We start from the raw sequence: 19,760 nt of genomic DNA, 5'->3' as shown, positions 1-19,760 counted from the left end.
GCCATGAAGATGTTCAAGCGCATCCTTCGCATTGTCCTCTACACGCTGCTCATCGTGGTTGCGGCGGCGGTCGGTGCGCTCATCGTGCTGACCAAGACCGAGCGCGGCCGCGACAACCTTGCCGGTATCATCTCGCGCATGGCCTCGACGGACGATCGCAAGGTCACCGTCAGCGGCATCGATGGCATCTGGTCCGGCGCGCTGACCGTCGATCATGTCGTGCTGGAGGATCGCCAGGGCGCCTGGCTGGTGGCTCGCAAGGTGGCGGTCGACTGGTCGCCTTTGGCACTGCTGTCGAAAAATTTCAACGCCGACCGCATCGCCGCCGAGCGTATCGAGCTGGCGCGGCTGCCGGTGGCCGGAACGCAGCCACCCGACCAGGGTGGCGCCACAACCTTGCCGGTGTCGCTCGACATCAAGCAGATCGATCTTCCCGAAATCGCGCTCGGGCCTGCGCTTGCCGGCACCGGCGTTGCCGAACTGACTGCCAAGGGCGCGCTCAAGGCCGATGCGTCGCCGCTGGCGATCGAGACCAACCTCAATGTTACCCGCCGGGACGGCAAGCAGGGCAAAGTCGACGCCAAGGTGCATTTCGCGCCGGCCGACAACAAGCTCGACCTTGACCTGAAGGCGTCGGAACCAGCCGGCGGCATCATCGCCAACCTGCTGAACCTGCCGGACGCGCCGCCCGTCGACATCGTGGTCTCCGGCACGGGACCGCTGGCCAACTGGAGCGGTGTCGGCACTTTCATGGTCGACGGCCAAATCGTCACCCAACTCACCGGCCGCCATCAGCTCACCGACAAGGGCAACCATGTCGAGGCCAGGGGCGACGGCGAATTCGATCGCTTCCTGCCCGAGAATCTGAAGCCGCTGTTTGCCGGCAAGACCAGCTTCGACCTCGCCGGCACCGCGACGGCTGCCGGCGGTGTCGATATCGAGCGCGCCACAATCGACAGCGACGCGGTGCATGGCACCGCCGCCGGCATGGTCGATCCGAAGGGCGCCAGCGATCTTTCGGTCGAGCTTGCGGCCAAGGCTCAGCCGATCGTGATCAATGTCGGCAGCCAGGCGCAGCCGATCATGGTGGCGATCAACAATGCGACCGCGCGCGCCTTCGGCGACGGCAAGGCGCCGATGATCGACGCCGGCGTCTCGCTGGTCTCGGTGGTGGCTGGTGGCACGCAGCTCAACAATCTGGATGCGCAGATCCATTCGGACGGCTTCGACATCGAGAACCGCAGCGGGCCGGTCAGCGTGAAGCTGGTAGCGGCGGCCCTGAAAACCGATGTGGCGACGCTGGCGCCGCTGGTCACCGGCAAGCTGACGGTCGATCTTGCGGGTTCGGTCAGCAAGGATCAAATTTCGCTCGACGAGGGGACGCTGCGCAGCGATGCGCTTAACGCTTCGCTGACCGCCAGCGTGGCGCTGGCCGACCTGTCGATGCAGCTCAAGATGAATGCCGATGCGGTGTCGACGGCACTGCCGCCGCAGATCAGTTCGCTGCTCGGCGAACGGGTCAAGTTCTCAGCGGCCGCGACCCGCGATCCGCAAGGCTCCTTCGCCGCCAATTCGATCTCACTGACCTCGGGATCGCTGACCGCCAGCGGCACCGCCAGCGCGCAAGGTGCCGACATCCAGGCCGACATCAAGGGTACGCTTGGCGATGTGTCGGTGCTGTCACCGATGGTTGGCGTTCCGGTCGCCGGCGGCGTCAATTTCGCGCTGACGGCAAGCGGCCCGCGCACGGCGCCGGACTTCTCAGTTTCCGCCAACAGCGAAAGCCTGACGGCGTCGGGCCGCACCGTGAAGGACATCAAGCTGACCGCGACGGGGAAGGCCGATATCGCCAATCCCGCCGCCGATGTCTCGCTGACCGGCTCCGCCAACGACCAGCCGCTCGACATCAAGGCGTCGCTGGTCACGTCAGACGGCAAGCGGTCGGTCAACGGGCTCAGCGTGTCGCTGGGCGACAACAAGGTTTCGGGCGACCTCGCGCTCGACGACGGCCTGCTGCCGCTCGGCACGCTGACGCTCGACGCTCCCGACATCGGGCCGCTGGCATCGCTTGCTGGGCAGACGGCGGCGGGTGATGTGAAGGGCACCATCCGCTTCTCGAACGACGGTGGCGCGCCGACCGTGGCGATCGATGCAACCAGCACCTCCATTTCGCGCGGCGAACTGGCGGCAAAGACCATCGCCGTCAACGCGCTGGTCGCCAACTATCTCAAGTCACCTGCAATCTCCGGCACCATCAAAGCAGATAGCGTCACCTCGGGAACCACCGTGGTCAGCGGTATCAATGTCGACCTGAAGCGCGACGGCGACTGGACCGGCTTTGGCGGCGGCGCCACCATTGCCGGCATCCCGGCTACGGCCGCCGGCCGGGTGAAGATCGCCGACGGCACGACCAGCGTCGAAATCGCTTCGGGTGAGGCGACCGTTCGCGGCATCAAGGCAGCAATCGCACAGCCATCGACATTGAGCATCGCCAATGGTGTGACCAGCATCGAGAGACTGGCGCTCGATGTAGGCGGCGGATCGGTGACGCTGTCCGGCACCGCCGGCCAGGCGCTCGACCTCGCCGCCACCGTCTCGCAACTGCCGGCGGCGCTTGCCAATGACTTCTCGCCCGGCCTCGAGGCCGCCGGCACGCTCGGCGGCACGGCGCAGATTTCGGGTTCTCCGGCAAATCCCGATATCCGCTTCAACGCACAGTTGGCAGGCGCCGAGACCAGCCAGACCCGCCAGGCGGGGCTCGGGCCGCTCGTCGTCGACGCGGCAGGCAGTTTCACGACGGCGAGCGGGGTGGCGCTCGACCATGCGACGCTGACCGGCGCCCAGATTTCCGGCAAGGCGAGCGGCACCATCAATCCGAACGGCGCCAGCGATTTCGCCCTCGATCTCGCCTCGACCGGTCCCAGCCTGCCGCTGGCGCTCGGCAGCGCCGAAAGCCCGATCAAGCTCGAGCTGCAGGCGTTGTCGGCGAGGGTCGCCGGGCAGGCTGCGCAGCCGAGGCTGGATATTTCCGCTGTTCTGCCCAAAGTCTCGACCAATTTCACCAAGTCCGAGGGCATCACGCTGGCGCTGCATTCAGATGCCTTCGACGTGAAGAGCCGCACAGGGCCGATTTCCGGCACGGTGACGGCGGAGAAGATCGGGCTGGACAACCCGACCATCGCGCCGCTCATCGCCGGCAAGATCACCGCCAAGGTGGCCGGCAGCCTGGCGGCGGATGCCATCACCATCGACAGTGGTTCGGTGCAGGGCGCAGCGCTAGAAAGCGCCTTCAATGGGCGCGTTTCGCTGGCCGACGGCGCCATCGACCTCAACCTCAAGGCTGACGCCCTCTCGGCGGCGTTGCCGGCAGCGGCGCGCGGCGTGCTGGCCGAGCGGACGCAACTCAGTGCCGTGCTGAAGCGTGATGCCCACGGCAATGTGAACGCGAACCCGGTCACGCTGGCCTCGGGCGCGCTCACGGCCGTCGGGCAGGCCAGCCTCGCCGATGGCAAGGTTACCGCCGATGTCAGGGGTGCGCTGGCCGACATCTCGCTGTTGTCGAAGGATGCCAAGGGTGCCATCGTCTTCGCGCTGAATGCGCAAGGCGCCGGCGCCGCGCCCGACCTGTCGCTGACGGTGACCGGCGACCGGATTTCGGTGGCGGCGCGCGAGATCACCGGGCTGAAGCTGACCGCCACCGGCAAGGCCGATGCCGCCAATCCCGCGGCCAATGTGCAACTGACCGGCAATGTCGCGGGACAGGCCCTGCAAGGCAGCGCGGTGCTGGCGACAGCGGATGGCAAGAGCGCCATCAACGGGCTGCTGCTGTCGCTGGGCAAGAACAGGATTTCCGGAGACCTGGCGCTCGACGAGGCGTTCGTGCCGGTTGGCACCGTTGCGCTCGATTTGCCCGATATCGGCCCGCTGGCGGCGCTGGCGCTGGAAAAGGCGGAAGGCGATGTGCGCGGCACGATTGCCTTCTCGAAGACAGCCAATGGCCCGAACGTCGCCATCAAGGCGACGACGGCCTCGATCTCGCGCGGCGACCTCTCGGCCAAGACCGTATCGATCGACGCGCTGATCGCCGATTATCTGGCTGCGCCGGTGATCTCCGGAAAGGTTCGTGCCGACAGCGTCACCTCCGGCGGCACCGTCATCAGCGGCATCGATGTCGATCTCAAGCGCGATGGCGACTGGACCGGCTTTTCCGGCGGCGCCACCGTCAAGGGCATTCCGGCCAAGGCTGCGGGTCGGGTGAAGGTGGCCAACGGCACGACGACGATCGAGCTGGCCTCCGGCCAGGCCACGGTGCAGGGGATCAAGGCGGCGATCTCCCAGGCCTCGACGGTGACCATCGCCAACGGCGCGACGACATTGGACAGGCTCGTGCTCAACCTTGGCGGCGGCACGGCGACGGTGACGGGCAAGGTCGGCCAGGCGCTCGACCTCAACGCCACGCTGTCCAGGGTGCCGGCCTCGCTGGCCAACAGTTTTTCGCCGGGCCTGCAAGCCGCCGGTTCGATTTCCGGGACCGTAAAGGTGACGGGCGCGCCGGCCAACCCGGCGATCACCTTCAACATCGATGCCAGCGGGGTGCAGACGTCGCAGACCCGCGGCGCCGGCCTTGGCGGCATGAGCGTCTCGTCGTCGGGAACGTTTGCCGGCAAGAAGCTCGCCTTCAACGCCGATATCAGCGATGGCGCCGGGCTCGGCCTCAAGGGCGGCGGCAGTGTGGTGACAGCGGGCACGCCGGCGCTGGTGCTCGACTTCAACGGCAAGGTGCCGTTTTCCTTCCTGGCCGCCAAGCTAGCCGCGCAGGGCCTGTCGCTGAGCGGCACGGCAAGCGTCAACGTCCAGGTGCGCGGCCCGGCGACGTCGCCGGTGATCGGCGGCACCATCAACACATCCGGCGCTCGCCTGGTCGATGCGCGCTCCGGTCTTGCCGTCAACGACATCGCCGCTGATATCTCGATTGGCAGCGGTGTCGCCAGGATCAACCGGCTGACCGGCACGCTGTCGACACGCGGCAGCCTGTCGGCCAGCGGCACGGTCGGCATCAACCCGGCGCAAGGGTTTCCGGCCGACCTGTCGATCAAGCTGGTCGATGGCCGCTACACCGACGGCAGGGTGGTCACCGCCAATCTCGGCGGCGACCTGACCATCAAGGGACCGCTGACCTCGGCGCCGGTGATTTCCGGCACCATCAATCTGGCCAAGACCGTCATCACCGTTCCCGAAAAGCTGCCGGGTTCACTGGCGGCGCTCGACGTCAAGCACAAGAACGCGCCGGGCACGGTGCGTGCGCAAGACAAGGCGCTGCGGCCGGCGGCCGCAGGCAGCAGCGGTGGCAGCGGCCTCAACCTCGATGTCACCATCCACGCGCCGAACCAGATCTTCATCCAGGGCAGGGGCGTCGATGCCGAGCTTGGCGGATCGCTCAAGCTGACCGGCCCGGCATCGTCGCCGCAAGCGGTCGGCACCTTCACCTTGCAGCGCGGGCGGCTGTCGATCCTCGGCAAGCGGCTGACGTTCACCGAAGGCACGGTCGGCTTCTCCGGCTCGCTGGTGCCTTACCTCAACCTGACTGCCACCACGACGACGACCAGCACCACCGTCACCATTCTGGTGTCGGGCGAGGCGACCAATCCGAAATTCACCTTCTCGTCAGTGCCGGCGCTGCCGGAGGACGAGGTGCTGGCGCAACTGATCTTCGGCCGCTCGATGTCGAACCTGTCACCGCTGCAGATCGCCCAGCTGGCCGAAGCCGCGGGGCAATTGGCCGGCATTGGCGGCTCAACCTCGCTGCTCGAAAACCTGCGCAGCGCCATCGGCGTCGACGATCTCGACGTGACCACGGACGACAAGGGCGGCACATCGGTCTCGGCGGGCAAGTACCTGAACGACCGCACCTATGTGACGATCCAGAAGGGCGACAAGCCGGGTTCGGGCAAGGCGACGATCGATCTCAATGTCGGGCGCGGCGTCAAATTGCGCGGCGAGGCCAATGATGCCGGCGAAGCCAAGGGCGGCATCTTCTACGAACGCGAGTATTGAGGCACTGGTGGTTGAGACCTCCTGGGCGTGGCCCGCTTGGCACCATCTTTCGAGAGTGGCTGGCGCTCTTCTAAGCCGCGCGAATGGCTTAGTTTAATCGGCTGCGGAGATTCGAACGAAATCTGCGGCGCAGTAGCAATTTTGCGCCAAGACTGTCGTTATCACGCGAACCGCTCCCCTTCCAAAGTTGCACATTCTCCAACATGTTCTCAGTCCACGCCGTCTTTGACATCGCGGCGCGGATGCGGAATGTTAAAAGGCAGAAAGCCAACAATGGGAGTTAGTGATGACAATTTACAAGAGCAATGGTGATCGCGTTCCGGATCACATCCTGGCGATGGCTGAAGACGCCAAGGCAGGCACGGTGGATCGTCGCGAGTTCCTGGCCCTGGCCAGCGTTTTCGGCGCATCGACGGCAATGGCCTATGGAATGCTCGGCCTGGCAGTGCCGACCGAGGCGCGCGCCGAAGATGCTCCCAAGAAGGGCGGCATCCTGAAGGTCGCCCAGTGGGTCAAGGATCCCAAGGATCCGCGCAAGTCCGACTGGTCTGAAATCGCCAATGCCGAGCGCCAGGCGCTCGAGCCGCTGGTTAAGTACACCACCGAATACACGTTCCGCCCCTATCTGCTCGAGAGCTGGGATGTGAATGACGATGCCACCGAATATGTGCTGCATGTGCGCAAGGGCGTGACCTGGCACAATGGCGATGCGTTCACCGCCGACGACGTCGTGCACAATTTCAACCGTTGGGGCGAAAAGGCTGCCGAAGGCAATTCCATGCCTGGCCGTCTTGGCACGCTATTCGACGACAAGACCGGCAAGCTGCGTGAAGGCGCGGTGACCAAGGTCGACGACATGACCGTCAAGCTGTCGCTGACCAAGCCCGACATCTCGATCATTCCCGGCATTTGCGACTACGTCGCTCTCGTCGTCCACAAGACCTTCGACGAAAAGGGCGGCGATTTCAAAGCCTGCCCGATTGGTACCGGTCCGTTCGAGCTCGTCTCCTACGATGTCGGCCAGAAAGTGGTCTACAAGCGCCGCGCCGACAACAAGTGGTGGGACGGTGACGTCTATCTCGACGGCATCGAATTCATCGACTACGGCACCGATCCGGCCGCCATGGTCAGCGCCTTCGAGGCGGGTGAAGTGCACACCAATTTCGAGACGTCGGCCGACTATGTGTCGATCCTCGATGGCATGAACCTGGTCAAGTCCGAAGTCGTCACCGCCTCGACCATCGTCTGCCGCACCAACGTCAACAACAAGCCTTACGACAACGAGAAGGTGCGCAAGGCACTGCAGCTCGGCGTCGACAACAATGTCGTTCTCCAGCTCGGCTACGGCAATGCCGGTTCGGTCGCCGAAAACCACCATGTCTGCCAGATCCATCCGGAATATTACGAGCTGCCGAAGCTCACCCGTGATCCGGCCAAGGCGAAGGCCCTGATGGCGGAAGCCGGCCAGGCCGACTTCGAGCACGAACTGATCACGGTCGACGAGGACTGGCACAAGAATACCGGCGATTCCATCGCTGCGCAGCTGCGTGACGCTGGCATCAAGGTGAAGCGTACGGTGCTGCCGGGCTCGACGTTCTGGAACGACTGGCTGAAGTATCCGCTGTCGATGACCAACTGGAACATGCGCCCGCTCGGCGTCCAGGTTCTGGCGCTGGCCTATCGCACCGGTGAGGCCTGGAACGAGTGTGCATGGTCGAACCCCGATTGGGACGCCAAGCTCAACGCCGCGCTTTCGGTCGCCGACGCGGCCAAGCGCAAGGACATGATGAAGGACATCGAGCAGATCCTGCAGGATTCCGGCATCATCATCCAGCCTTACTGGCGCAAGCTCTACAGCCACTCGGTTGCCGCCGTTAAGAACTACAAGATGCATCCGACGTTCGAGCGCGACTACGGCAAGATCTGGCTCGACCAGGCGTGATCGCACCAATCGGGGAAGGGGCGGTTCGTCCCTTCCCCCTTACTGCTTGCATGAATCCAAACCGGAAGTCGGCGCAGCAAAAAGTTGCGGACGCCTGAGGCGAAGTCGTGCAATAAAACAGGGTTGATTGCATCCGAGGGCCTGTTTGACAGCCAGTTCCGCTATCGCGGCTGAGGTGGTTTTCCGGCAGGCTCCAACCCCAACCAGACCGGCAGGGGACCGCCATGCTTTCTTTCGTTATCAGGCGTCTCGGCACCATGGCATTGACGATGCTGTGCCTGACGATGATCGTCTTCTTCCTGATCAATCTCGATCCGAATTTGAAGAAACTGGCGATCAGCCAGACCGAGATGCACACCTCCGCGGAGCAGCTGGAAAACTGGCTCGCCGAACATGGCTACCGCCAGAACTTCTTCGTTCGCTACGGCCAATGGCTCGGCCTGATGCCCAAGCAGCCGGTGACGGACCCGGCGACGGGCAAGCCCGCGCAGCGTTTCTCCTTCTGCAATGATCCGCTGGTGCCAACCTTCTCCGGCATCCTGCAAGGCGATTTCGGCTGCTCGACCAAGTTCAAGACCAATGTGGCGTCGAAGCTGTTTCCGGCGTTGAGCGCCACCGGCATCCTGATGCTCTGTGTGCTGTTGGTCATGGTGCCGATATCACTGTTGATCGGTATTCTTGCCGGCATGCGTGAGGGCTCGCGAACCGACCGTACGCTGTCCGTGGCCTCAATCGCCTCGACGGCGACGCCCGAATATGTGTCGGGCGTCATCTTTACCGTCATCTTCGCCTCGTGGCTCGGCTGGCTGAACGGCTCGGCCGCCTCGGCAAGCCAGGGCATCACCTTCTACAATTTCACGCTGCCGGTGATGACGCTGGCGATCTACGGTATCGGCTATATCGCCCGCATGACGCGCGCCTCGATGGTCGAGGTGATGACGCAGCAATATATCCGCACGGCCCGGCTGAAAGGGCTCTCCTTCGGCAGCGTGGTGGTCAAGCATGCGCTGCGCAACGCACTGATCGCGCCGTTTACGGTCATCATGCTGCAGTTTCCCTGGCTGCTCACCGGCGTCGTCATCGTCGAGGTGATGTTCCGCTATCAGGGCTTTGGCTACACGCTGGTCGAGGCGGCCGGTAACAACGACATCGATCTTTTGCTCGGTTGTTCGCTGGTTTCGGTGTTCATCGTCCTGATCACCCAGCTCATTTCCGATGTCGGCTACGCGTTTCTCAATCCGCGTATCAGAGTTCAGTAGGGGGTCGGGCGGATGCAGGTCGAATATCTCAGCGGCTTCAATGTCGTGCTTGGCGTGCTGGCGCGTTTCTGGCCGGTCTGGATCGGACTCGTCCTGGTGATGGGGGCGAGCTTCGCCTACAAGAAAAGGCTCGGCCTTTACGGCCAGCTGTTCGACAGCGGCGTCGGCATTGTCGGCGTCGGCATCTGCCTGTTCTGGCTGTTCACGGCGATCTTCGCATCGACCATCTCGCCCTTCGATCCGCTGGCCCAGATTCCGATCATGAAGGACATGCTGCCGGGTGCGATCGAGCCGCAGTCGGGGCTCGCCTATCTGTTCGGCGGCGACAAGCTCGCCCGCGACGTGTTTTCCCGCATGGTCTATGGCAGCCAGATCGTGCTGATCATCGCACCGGCGGCGACGGGTTTTGCGCTGATGGTCGGCATCACGCTTGGCCTGCCGGCCGGCTACTATGGCGGCAAGATCGACACCGTGCTGTCGTTCCTCGCCAATCTGGTGCTGGCCTTCCCGGTGATCCTGCTGTTCTACCTCCTGGTGACGCCGGGCATCATGGACACGCCCATCCCTTACGGCATGGCCGGCCTGTTCTTCATGTTCCCGATCATCTTCTTTTCCGTGCTGTTCTGGACGCGCTACAAGAACCGGCCCGACCGCCTCTACATCCTTCTGGGGCTGACGCTGATCATCGGCGGCTGGGTCTATCTCGGCCTGGTCTTCGATGCCGATCCGTTCAAGATCATCCACATCGATCCCAACCAGCTTAACATCTTCGTGGCGGTGGTGTTCGCCTCAAGCCCCGGCGTGTTCCGCATCGTGCGTGGCCTGGTCATGGACATCAAGACCCGCGACTATGTGGCGGCGGCGCAGACGCGCGGTGAATCGCCCTGGTACATCATGCTGTGGGAGATTCTGCCCAATGCGCGTGGGCCGCTGATCGTCGATGCCTGCCTGCGCATCGGTTACACCACCATCCTGCTCGGCACGCTCGGTTATTTCGGCCTCGGCCTGGCGCCGGAAAGCCCTGACTGGGGCACCGCGATCAAGGACGCCAGCCGGCTGCTGCGCTCCTTCATCCATCCGGCGCTGCCGCCGACGATTGCGCTGATGTCGTTCGTGCTGGGCCTGAACCTGCTCGCCGACTCGCTGCGCGAACAATCGATGAAAGACTGATCTGCGGGTTTCGACCCGACGCGCCTGAAAGAAATTGGATTGGAGCGACCCATGAATGAGGCAGTTCGAAATCCCGGCAAGCCGAGCAATGGGCCAAACGCTGCGCCGATCATCGAGATCGAGAACCTTTCGATCTCCTTCTTCACCCGCAAGGGCGAGATACCGGCCGTCATGGATTTTTCCTGCACGGTCATGCCCGGCGAGGCGATGGGCATCGTCGGTGAATCCGGCTGCGGCAAGTCGACCGTGTCGCTGGGCATCATGCGCGACCTCTCCAACATCGGTAAGATCGTCGGCGGCAAGATCAAGTTCCAGGGCAAGGACATGGGCGAGCTCTCCGACGAGGAGCTGCGCGCCATCCGCGGCAACAAGATCGCCATGATCTACCAGGAGCCGATGGCCAGCCTCAACCCGGCGATGAAGGTCGGCCAGCAATTGATGGAAGTGCCGCTGATCCACGACAAGGTGTCGAAGGAAGAGGCCTATACGCGCGCGCTGGACATGGTGCGCTCGGTCAAGCTGCCCGATCCCGAGCGCATGATGCGCTCCTACCCGCACCAGCTTTCCGGCGGCCAGCAGCAGCGCATCGTCATTGCCATGGCGCTGCTGTCGAAGCCGGCGCTGCTTTTGCTCGACGAGCCGACGACGGCGCTCGACGTGACCGTGGAGGCGGGCATCGTCGACCTGGTCAAAGGTCTCGGCGAGAAGTTCGGCACGTCGATGATCTTCGTCTCGCACAATCTCGGCCTGATCCTTGAGACCTGCGACCGCATCACGGTGATGTATTCGGGCGAAGCGGTGGAGACAGGCAAGATCAAGGACGTCTTCGACCGGATGCGCCATCCCTACACGCAAGGCCTGTTCCGCTCGATCCCGCTGCCGGGCGCCGACAAGAATTCGCGACCGCTGATCTCCATTCCTGGGCAATTGCCGCTGCCGCATGAGCGGCCCAAGGGCTGCAATTTCGGTCCGCGCTGCCACCATTTCGTTGAGGGCGTCTGCAACGCCGCCGAAATCCCGATGATCGAAGTCGCGGGCCACGAAGGCCATTTTTCGCGCTGCGTTCGCTTCAACGAGATCGACTGGGAAGCGCTGCCGCCCGGCGCCAAGAAGGTCAATGAGAAGGTCGTGCCCGGCGCGCCGGTGCTCAAGGTCGAGGATTTGAGGAAATACTACAAAGTCGGCGGCAGCGAGGTGTTCGGTTCGAGCGAAGGCCGCGTCGTCAAGGCCAACGAGACCATCTCGTTCATCGCGCGCGAATCCGAGACCGTCGCCATCGTCGGCGAATCCGGTTGCGGAAAGTCGACGCTGGCCAAGGTGCTGCTCGGCCTGGAGACGGCAAGCTCCGGCAGCGTGACGCTCGGCAACAAGGAGATCCAGTCGACCGGCATCGAGAAGCGCAGCGTGGAAACGGTGTCGTCGATCCAGATGGTGTTCCAGAATCCGTTCGACACGCTGAACCCCAGCCATTCGGTCGGCTCGCAGATCATCCGCACGCTGGAAAAGTTCAATGTCGGTAACACGGTGGCCGACCGCCGCAAGCGCATGCTGGAACTGCTCGACCTGGTGAAGCTGCCGCGGGCATTCGAAACCCGCAAGCCGCGCCAGCTTTCCGGCGGCCAGAAACAGCGCATCGGCGTGGCGCGGGCCTTTGCCGGCGATGCCAAGGTGGTGGTTGCCGACGAGCCGGTGTCGGCACTCGACGTGTCGGTGCAGGCGGCGGTGACCGAGCTGCTGATGGACATCCAGCGCAAGAACAAGACGACGATGCTGTTCATCAGCCACGATCTGTCTGTCGTGCGCTACATCGCCGACCGCGTCGTCGTCATGTATCTCGGCTATATCGTCGAGCAAGGCACGACCGACCAGATCTTCTCGCCGCCCTATCACCCCTATACCGAGGCGTTGCTGTCGGCGATCCCGATCGCCGATACCAGCGTGGTCAAACGGCACATCGTGCTGGAGGGCGACATCCCCTCGGCGATGAACCCGCCCTCAGGCTGTCCGTTCCAGACCCGCTGCGGCTACAAGAAGCTGGTGCCGGACAATCTGTGCGAGACCAAGGTGCCGCCGGTGAAGAATCTCGGCGACGGCCATATGAGCCTGTGCTGGTTGGCCGACGACGTGCTGGCGAAGATGGAGCCGGTGATCAAGTTCGACAAGGAACATGCAGCCCATGAAGGCGTGCCGGAAGACGCACCGCATGGCTCAAGCCCGGCTTCGACAGGAGCGGCGCCCAAACGGCCGCGTGGCAAATCGTCGACCGCGGCAGCGGACGAGATCGGCGATGCCGTGGAGCAGGGCCAGGCTGGGATGCGAGTCCGTCGCCTCAAAGTGGTCGACGAGGCTTCCGAAACCGGTGTCAAGAAGCCGAAAGATACGACAAGGCGGCACTAAACCGGGAAGGTGCTAGTTGCCGCATTGTCTTAGCTGATCGGCATAGTCGCGGGCCATCTTTTCGGTGGCCCGGGCATAGCTTTGGACGCCGGCGTCGCCGCGGTTGCCGCGCTGATAGGCGGTCCAGCCGAGGTAGTAGGCCAGGTACAGATTGTAGGTGTCGTTGCGGGCGACGCCAAAGGTGTCCGCGGTCTTGGAGTGGTACCAGCCGACGAAATCGACCGCATCGGCAAATTTCGTCCGCCGCGCCGCCCAGTTGCCGGTCTCGCTTTGATATTGCGACCATGTGCCGTCCAGCGCCTGCGAGAAGCCGGTGGCGCTGGAGACATGCGTCCACGGAATGAAGCCCAGGAGCTTGGTGCGCGGCGGCCTGGCGTTGCTCTTGAAGCCGGATTCCTTGCGCACTGTCGCCATCAGCACCGGAACCGGTATGCCGTATTTCTGCTCGGCACGCTCGGCCGCCGCCTGCCAGTTGTCGAACCAGCCATCGTTCTGGTCGAAGACGGCGCAGACATCATTGATATGGCTTGGCGGCGTCGCGCAGGCCGACAGCGCCAGCAGCACGCAAACAGCTACAATTTTACTAAAACTCGACCTGACCATGAGAAGACGAATAGGCCGAAAACATAAAGGGAATCTTGCCGCGTTTGTTAACCGCCTGTGGAGCGCCTTCGGTCGAGCAGGCCAGATATCAATATTCCGACCTTTTTTGGCGTTTTTGTCGGATCGATATCCCTAAAATGCCGCCTTGGCTAAAATCACGCCTGCGAATGGCGTATTTCTGACAGCTTGGCCGACCTGCCAGGGCTTTGATGCCGGGCATGAATGAACCGAGACGCAAGCGCGGCGCCGAGCGAACCAGCAACAGAGGCCCCGCCGCCATCCCACAGCTGCCGCTCCGGCGCGTGACCAATCCCTATCCGCCGATGGCGATGCTCTCAGTCGACCAGATCGAAGCAATCCACCAGGCGTCGATGCACATTCTGGAGAATTTCGGCATCGAGGTGATGTCTCAGCGCGCGCTGTCGCTGTTCGAGAAAGCGGGGGCCATGGTCGATCATGCGACGGCGAATGTCCGCATCGATCGCGGCATGGTCGAAGCGGCGCTGAAGACGACGCACGCCAGCTATACGTTGACGCCACGCAACCCGGCCCATGCCGTCCATCTCGGCGGCAACACCATCAATTTTACGCTCGTTGCCGGGCCACCCAATGTGCATGACATGGAACGCGGGCGGCGCGCCGGCAATTTGCGCGACTATGCGGACCTCACCCGGCTGGCGCAGCATTTCAACTGCATCCACATGCTCGGCAACCAGGTTTGCGCGCCGGTGGAACTGCCGGCCAATGCGCGCCATCTCGACACCTATTTCACCAATCTGACGCTGACCGACAAAAGCTTCCATGTCTCGGCGATCGGCCGGGGCAGGGCGCTGGACGGCATCGAGATGATGGCGATTTCGCGCGGACTGACGCTTGATCAGATGCGCGACGATCCCGGCATCACCACCATCATCTCCGTCAACTCGCCGCGCCGCTTCGACGAGATGATGGCCGAGGGGCTGATGACCATGGCCGAGTTCGGCCAGTCGGTGGCGGTGACGCCGTTCACCCTGATGGGGGCGATGAGCCCGGTGACGCTGGCCGGCGCATTGGCGCAGCAGAATGCCGAGGCGCTGTTCGGCGTGGTGCTGACGCAACTGGTACACCCTGGCGCGCCGGTGATGTATGGCGCCTTCACCTCCAATGTCGACATGAAGTCGGGCGCGCCGGCCTTCGGCACGCCGGAGAACACCAAGGCCAACATCGCGTCGGGGCAGTTGGCGCGGCGCTACAATTTGCCCTACCGCACGACGCCGGGCTCGGCCTCCAACGCCGCCGACGCGCAAGGCGCCTATGAGACGCTGATGGCGTTGTGGGGCGCGGTGCTCGGCCACGGCAACCTCGTCTATCACGCCGCCGGCTGGCAGGAGGGCGGGCTGACGGCGTCGTTCGAAAAATTCATCATCGATGTCGAAATGATCCAGCACATGATGGAGTTCTTGCGCCCGATCGAAGTCAACGAGGCGGAACTTGCCGTCGAGGCCTTGGGCGCGGTGCCGACCGGCGGTCACTTCTTTGGCGAGCCGCACACGCTGGAGCGCTACGCCACCGCCTTCTACCAACCGATGCTGTCCAACTGGCAGAATTACGAGGCGTGGCAGGAAGCCGGTGGGCTCGACGCCACGGCACGGGCGACGCGGCTGTGGAAGAAGGCGCTGGAAGACTATGTCGAGCCGGTGATGGACATCGCCGTGCGCGAGGCGCTGGAGGCCTATGTGGCCAGGCGCAAGCGAGCGATCGGGCAAGGCGAGCCGTGATGCTTCCCATCCTGATTCATCTCATCCATCCAACCCACTGATATCAGAGAAAAATCCATGAAATCGCATGCAAAGGTCGTGGTCATTGGCGGTGGCGTCGTCGGATGCTCCGTGCTGTTCCATCTGGCACGCCATGGCTGGACCGACGTGGTGCTTCTGGAGCGCGACGAGCTGACCTCGGGCTCGACCTGGCACGCGGCCGGCGGCATGCATACGATCAATGGCGATCCCAACGTCGCCAAGCTGCAGAAATACACGATCTCGCTCTACAAGGAGATCGAGGAGCTGTCGGGGCAGGCGACCGGCGTGCACCTGACCGGCGGCGTTTTGCTGGCGGCAACTGAAGCGCGGCTCGACTGGTTGCGCGGCGTGGTCGCCAAGGGGCGCTATCTCGGCATCGATCTCGAGGAAATCTCGCCCAACGAGGCGGCCGAACTGATGCCGCTGCTCGACCCGAAACAGTTCGTCGGTGCGGTGCGCAACAAGGAGGACGGCCATCTCGACCCGTCCGGCGTCACCCATGCCTATGCCAAGGCCGCGCGCAAGCTTGGGGCGGAAGTGGAGCGCTTCACCAAGGTCGAGGACATCGTGCGGCGCGCCGACGGGATGTGGCGCGTTATCACCAACAAGGGCGAGGTGGTGGCCGAGCATGTCGTCAATGCCGGCGGCCTGTGGGCGCGCGAGGTCGGCCGCATGGTCGGGCTGGAACTGCCGGTGCTGGCGATGGAGCACATGTATCTGATCACCGAGGACATGCCGGAGGTCGCCGCCTGGAACCAAAAGACCGGCACCGAGATCATCCACGCGGTCGATTTCGACGGCGAGCTCTATCTGCGTCAGGAACGCGGCGGCATGCTGATGGGCACCTATGAGAAGGCCAACAAGCCATGGTCCGAATTCTCCACGCCGTGGAATTTCGGCCACGAACTGCTGGAGCCGGACATCGACCGCATCGCGCCGTCGCTCGAAGTTGGCTTCCGGCATTTCCCGGCCTTTCAGAACACCGGCATCAAGCAGATCATCAACGGGCCCTTCACCTTCGCTCCCGACGGCAATCCGCTGGTCGGGCCGGTGCGCGGCCTTCCTGGTTTCTGGGTCGCCTGTGGTGTCATGGCCGGCTTTTCACAGGGCGGCGGTGTCGGACTGGCGCTGTCGAACTGGATGATCGAGGGCGATCCCGGCGCCGACATCTGGGCAATGGATGTCTCGCGCTACGGCGACTGGGCGACGATGGCCTACACCAACGCCAAGGTGCGCGAGAATTATTCGCGCCGCTTCTCGATCCGCTTCCCCAATGAGGAACTGCCCGCCGGACGGCAGCTGAAGACGACGCCGATTTACGATCTGCTGTCGGCCAAGGGCGCGCAATGGGGCGTCTCCTACGGGCTCGAAGTGCCGCTCTGGTATGCGCCCGAGGGCGTCAAGGACGAGTTCTCGTGGCGTCGGTCCAGCGACTTCATCCATGTCGCGAAGGAAGTCGCGACTGTCCGTGATGGCGTCGGCCTGGCGGAGATTTCGAACTTTGCCAAATACAGGGTGACGGGCGAGGGGGCAGCCGCTTGGCTCGACCGGATTTTTGCCTGCAAGCTGCCCAAGCCAGGCCGCATGACGCTGGCGCCGATGCTGAAGGAAGACGGCCGGCTGATCGGTGACTTTACCCTGGCCAATATTGGCGACGGTGAATGGTTCATCGCCGGCTCCGGTGTCGCCGAGCAATATCACATGCGCTGGTTCGAGGCGCATCTGCCTGCCGACGGCTCGGCTCGGATCGAAGCGCTGGCGCAAAAGCTGACTGGTCTGGCAATCGCCGGCCCGAAGGCGCGGGAGGTGCTGGCGAAAGTCACCCGCGCGGATATCTCCAATGCCGTGTTCCCGTTCATGGTGGTCGCAAAAATAGACATCGGCATGGCGCCGTGCCTGATCGGTCGCGTCAGCTACACCGGCGATCTCGGCTACGAGATCTGGGTGGCGCCGGAATATCAGCGCGCTGCGTATCTGGCGCTGATGGCTGCGGGCGAGGAATTCGGCATCGGCCTGTTCGGTTCGCGGGCGCTCAATGCGCTCAGGCTGGAGAAGAATTACGGCTCGTGGGCGCGCGAGTATCGACCGATCTACGGGCCACTCGAAGCCGGGCTCGACCGCTTTATCGCCTATGGCAAGGCGGCCGACTTCATCGGCAAGCAGGCAGCACTCACCGAGCGCAAGCAAGGCGGCAGGCTCAGGTTGCGCGCCTTCGTCGTCGAAGCAATCGATGCCGATGTCATCGGTGATGAGCCGATCTGGTTCGACGGCGCCGTGCGCGGCTGGGTTACGTCAGGCGGCTATGCGCACCATTCGAAGGTGTCCGTCGCTCTCGGCTATGTGCCAAAGGAGATTGCCGACGAGACCGACGGTTTCGAGATCGAACTTTTGGGCAAGCGCCATGCCGCGCGCATGCAGCCGACGCCGCTGTTCGACGCCAATTTCGAGCGGATGCGCGCCTGAAGCGCGCATCCGCTTCAAGGCGTCAAGCGCTGCGGCGGTTGTCGAGCGCGAAAGCGCCGGCGCCGGCAAACACCAGATAGAGGAAGATGAAACAGAAGGAGATCGCCGAATCGCCGCTGTTGTTGACCGGGAAGAAGTCGCGCGGGTAGTGCGCCATGAAATAGGCAATGGCCATCTCGCCGGCCAGCAGGAACGCGATCGGCCGGGTCAACAGCCAGAGCGCCAGCAGGATGCCGCCGGCGAATTCGAGAATGCCCGCGGTCAGCGTCAGCCCGGTCAGGGCGCCGGCATGGTCGCTGACAGGGAAATTGAACAGTTTCTGGGTGCCGTGCTCGACGAATTGCAGTGCCGTCACGATGCGGAGCATGCCCAGAGCCTGCGGTTGAAATCTGGCCATGCCGTCAAAAAGCTTCATCAAAAACTCCATTTTAAACCCGCCCAGTCCGGCCATAGATTATCGCCCGGCAATGGACCATTCACTTCCCTTGCCCTGCCATCAACAATCGGTGATTTATCCCCAATTTGACCTTCCACATCTTTCTCTCTATGGTTGCATTCATACCGCTATGGTTGTACCAATGCGTAGACAACACTCCAAACCATGTGGGTTCCCTGCCATGAAAAAAGTCGTCATCAGCCTGTTCGCAATCCTTGCAGGCACCAGCGTCGCCATGGCCGCCGACGCCGGCTGTGCTGCCTTCAAATGGCCGGTGACACGCGAGCAGGCATTGTTTCCGGCAGCGTCGGCCGCGCAGTCCGGCGCGTCCCTTGCGGCCGGCGAGGCTGCAGATCTGGCGCTGGTGCCGGTCGACACGATCAGCTTTGACGTGCCACCGGAACGTGCACCGGCGGCCGGCACATTCGGCGCGACGGCAAGCGTGACCGTGCCACCGGAAGGCGAGCTCCAGATCACCCTGTCCGGAGAGGCCTGGATCGACGTCGTTCAGGACGGCCATGCCATGAAGTCATCAGGTTTTAGCGGAGTGAAGACCTGTCCCGGCATCCGCAAGAGCGTGCGCTTCAAGCTGGCCGCCGGTCCGGCCGCGATTCAGCTCAGCGGCGCCAAGGACGAGAGCATCAAGGTCGCGGTGCTGGCGCCGGAATGACTCGCTGGCGCCCTCTCATCGCACCCGTCGGCGCGATGAGAGCTGGTCAGGGGTGACAGTATCGGGCGGGATCAGCGCCCCGGTGCGATCAGCGCGAAATAGGCGCCTTGCGGATCGGCGCACTGGGCGATCCATTGGCCAGTCGGCACCGGCATCGGACCCATGACGATCTTGCCGCCATTGTCGGTGACGCGCTTGGCGGCGGCGTCGATGGCATCGACATTGAAGTAGAACAGCCACACCGGTACTGGAAGCTGCTCAGGCTTGTTCATGATGCCGCCGCCGGATTCAGGGCCGGCCGCAAAAGTCTGATACATGCCCATCTCGCCGAGGTCGAAATTGCCGGCGCTGATCCAGCCGAACTGGCCGGAATAGAAGTCGAAGGCCGCCTCCCGGTCCGAGGCATAGAGCTCATGCCAGCCGACATGGCCTGATGTGGTGGCCGGAACGATGGGCTGGTCGGGACCATTGGGCTGCAGGAACATGAACGTCGCGCCTTGCGGATCGGCGACGACGGAGAAGCGGCCGACGCCGGGAATGTCGTCGGGTTGGCGATGAACAGCCCCGCCGGCGGCCTTCAACGCTTTGGTCGAGGCATCCGCGTCCTTGGTGTGGATGTAGCCGACCCAGGCCGGCGGCATGCCCATCTTGGCGGCATCCTCGGGCATCGTCATCAGCCCGCCGACGCCACGCTCGCCAGAATTCACCACGATGTAGCGCGGCATGCCGGGCGCCTTGTCGAAGGGCTCGGCCCTCCAGCCGACCACCGTAGTGTAAAACGCCTCGGCGGCATCGAGATCGGTGGTCATCAACTCGTACCAGAAGAAGGGCATCGGGGACTTTGGCATTGTCGGTCTCCTCATGGTTTCCAAGCGTCGATCATGCGTGATCCATCCGAGGACGATCTTGGCGACACTAATCCGACACCGGCTGCACAATAATGACGGTAGTGACGGTGCGTTCACAAGAGTTCCACGGCTTGCGCGGC

At 63.6% G+C, this 19,760-nt stretch carries 11 protein-coding genes; 8 read left to right on the top strand and 3 right to left on the bottom strand.

The annotated features are described in order from the left end of the window. Positions 1-3 precede the first annotated feature (3 nt). The 5 genes from AC1DX6_RS08055 to AC1DX6_RS08035 all read left to right on the top strand — a co-directional run bounded on the left by AC1DX6_RS08055 (position 4) and on the right by AC1DX6_RS08035 (position 12,822). Positions 4-6,054 (top strand): translocation/assembly module TamB domain-containing protein, encoded by a 6,051-nt coding sequence (locus tag AC1DX6_RS08055; protein WP_477312213.1) that lies wholly within the window; start codon positions 4-6, stop codon positions 6,052-6,054. 286 nt (positions 6,055-6,340) lie between these two features. Then, positions 6,341-7,996, top strand: a complete 1,656-nt coding sequence (locus tag AC1DX6_RS08050; RefSeq protein WP_477312212.1) for an ABC transporter substrate-binding protein — start codon at positions 6,341-6,343, stop codon at positions 7,994-7,996. 224 nt (positions 7,997-8,220) lie between these two features. Beyond that, a complete protein-coding gene (locus tag AC1DX6_RS08045; protein ID WP_477312211.1) occupies positions 8,221-9,255 on the top strand; it encodes an ABC transporter permease in 1,035 nt (344 codons plus the stop codon). A gap of 12 nt (positions 9,256-9,267) precedes the next feature. Beyond that, positions 9,268-10,425, top strand: coding sequence for an ABC transporter permease (locus AC1DX6_RS08040; RefSeq protein ID WP_477312210.1), 1,158 nt, complete (start codon positions 9,268-9,270; stop codon positions 10,423-10,425). 51 nt (positions 10,426-10,476) lie between these two features. Next, complete coding sequence (locus AC1DX6_RS08035; protein ID WP_477312209.1) at positions 10,477-12,822, top strand: dipeptide ABC transporter ATP-binding protein; 2,346 nt, start codon at positions 10,477-10,479, stop codon at positions 12,820-12,822. Positions 12,823-12,834: 12 nt separating this feature from the next. On the opposite strand, the gene AC1DX6_RS08030 is transcribed toward AC1DX6_RS08035, so the two are convergent. Further along, positions 12,835-13,425: a transglycosylase SLT domain-containing protein gene (locus AC1DX6_RS08030; RefSeq protein WP_477312208.1), complete on the bottom strand. Its 591-nt coding sequence runs from the start codon at positions 13,423-13,425 to the stop codon at positions 12,835-12,837. Positions 13,426-13,643: 218 nt separating this feature from the next. Between AC1DX6_RS08030 and AC1DX6_RS08025 the strand changes: the two genes are divergently transcribed. Further along, positions 13,644-15,182, top strand: a complete 1,539-nt coding sequence (locus tag AC1DX6_RS08025; RefSeq protein ID WP_477312207.1) for a trimethylamine methyltransferase family protein — start codon at positions 13,644-13,646, stop codon at positions 15,180-15,182. Between the two features lie 57 nt (positions 15,183-15,239). Beyond that, positions 15,240-17,666: a GcvT family protein gene (locus tag AC1DX6_RS08020; RefSeq protein ID WP_477312206.1), complete on the top strand. Its 2,427-nt coding sequence runs from the start codon at positions 15,240-15,242 to the stop codon at positions 17,664-17,666. Between the two features lie 22 nt (positions 17,667-17,688). On the opposite strand, the gene AC1DX6_RS08015 is transcribed toward AC1DX6_RS08020, so the two are convergent. After that, a complete protein-coding gene (locus AC1DX6_RS08015; RefSeq protein WP_477312205.1) occupies positions 17,689-18,081 on the bottom strand; it encodes a DoxX family protein in 393 nt (130 codons plus the stop codon). A gap of 202 nt (positions 18,082-18,283) precedes the next feature. Here AC1DX6_RS08015 and AC1DX6_RS08010 point away from each other — a divergent pair, with 202 nt between their 5' ends. Then, positions 18,284-18,772 carry a hypothetical protein gene (locus AC1DX6_RS08010; protein WP_477312204.1) on the top strand — a complete coding sequence of 163 codons (489 nt, stop codon included), beginning with the start codon at positions 18,284-18,286 and terminating at the stop codon, positions 18,770-18,772. 71 nt (positions 18,773-18,843) lie between these two features. Here AC1DX6_RS08010 and AC1DX6_RS08005 read toward each other — a convergent pair whose 3' ends face one another. Continuing rightward, positions 18,844-19,620, bottom strand: coding sequence for a VOC family protein (locus tag AC1DX6_RS08005; protein ID WP_477312203.1), 777 nt, complete (start codon positions 19,618-19,620; stop codon positions 18,844-18,846). Between the last annotated feature and the right edge of the window lie 140 nt (positions 19,621-19,760).

This window comes from Mesorhizobium sp. P2_C4 (assembly GCF_056404575.1).
This window is presented reverse-complemented; position numbering and strand designations above follow the sequence as displayed.

Bases quoted from the DNA above. Each gene is read 5' to 3' on its own strand.
- AC1DX6_RS08040 (WP_477312210.1), top strand. From the start codon at position 9,268: ATGCAGGTCGAATATCTCAGCGGCTTCAATGTCGTGCTTGGCGTGCTG.
- AC1DX6_RS08015 (WP_477312205.1), bottom strand. From the start codon at position 18,081: ATGAAGCTTTTTGACGGCATGGCCAGATTTCAACCGCAGGCTCTGGGC.
- AC1DX6_RS08050 (WP_477312212.1), top strand. From the start codon at position 6,341: ATGACAATTTACAAGAGCAATGGTGATCGCGTTCCGGATCACATCCTG.
- AC1DX6_RS08010 (WP_477312204.1), top strand. From the start codon at position 18,284: ATGAAAAAAGTCGTCATCAGCCTGTTCGCAATCCTTGCAGGCACCAGC.
- AC1DX6_RS08020 (WP_477312206.1), top strand. From the start codon at position 15,240: ATGAAATCGCATGCAAAGGTCGTGGTCATTGGCGGTGGCGTCGTCGGA.
- AC1DX6_RS08025 (WP_477312207.1), top strand. From the start codon at position 13,644: ATGAATGAACCGAGACGCAAGCGCGGCGCCGAGCGAACCAGCAACAGA.
- AC1DX6_RS08030 (WP_477312208.1), bottom strand. From the start codon at position 13,425: ATGGTCAGGTCGAGTTTTAGTAAAATTGTAGCTGTTTGCGTGCTGCTG.
- AC1DX6_RS08005 (WP_477312203.1), bottom strand. From the start codon at position 19,620: ATGCCAAAGTCCCCGATGCCCTTCTTCTGGTACGAGTTGATGACCACC.
- AC1DX6_RS08055 (WP_477312213.1), top strand. From the start codon at position 4: ATGAAGATGTTCAAGCGCATCCTTCGCATTGTCCTCTACACGCTGCTC.
- AC1DX6_RS08035 (WP_477312209.1), top strand. From the start codon at position 10,477: ATGAATGAGGCAGTTCGAAATCCCGGCAAGCCGAGCAATGGGCCAAAC.
- AC1DX6_RS08045 (WP_477312211.1), top strand. From the start codon at position 8,221: ATGCTTTCTTTCGTTATCAGGCGTCTCGGCACCATGGCATTGACGATG.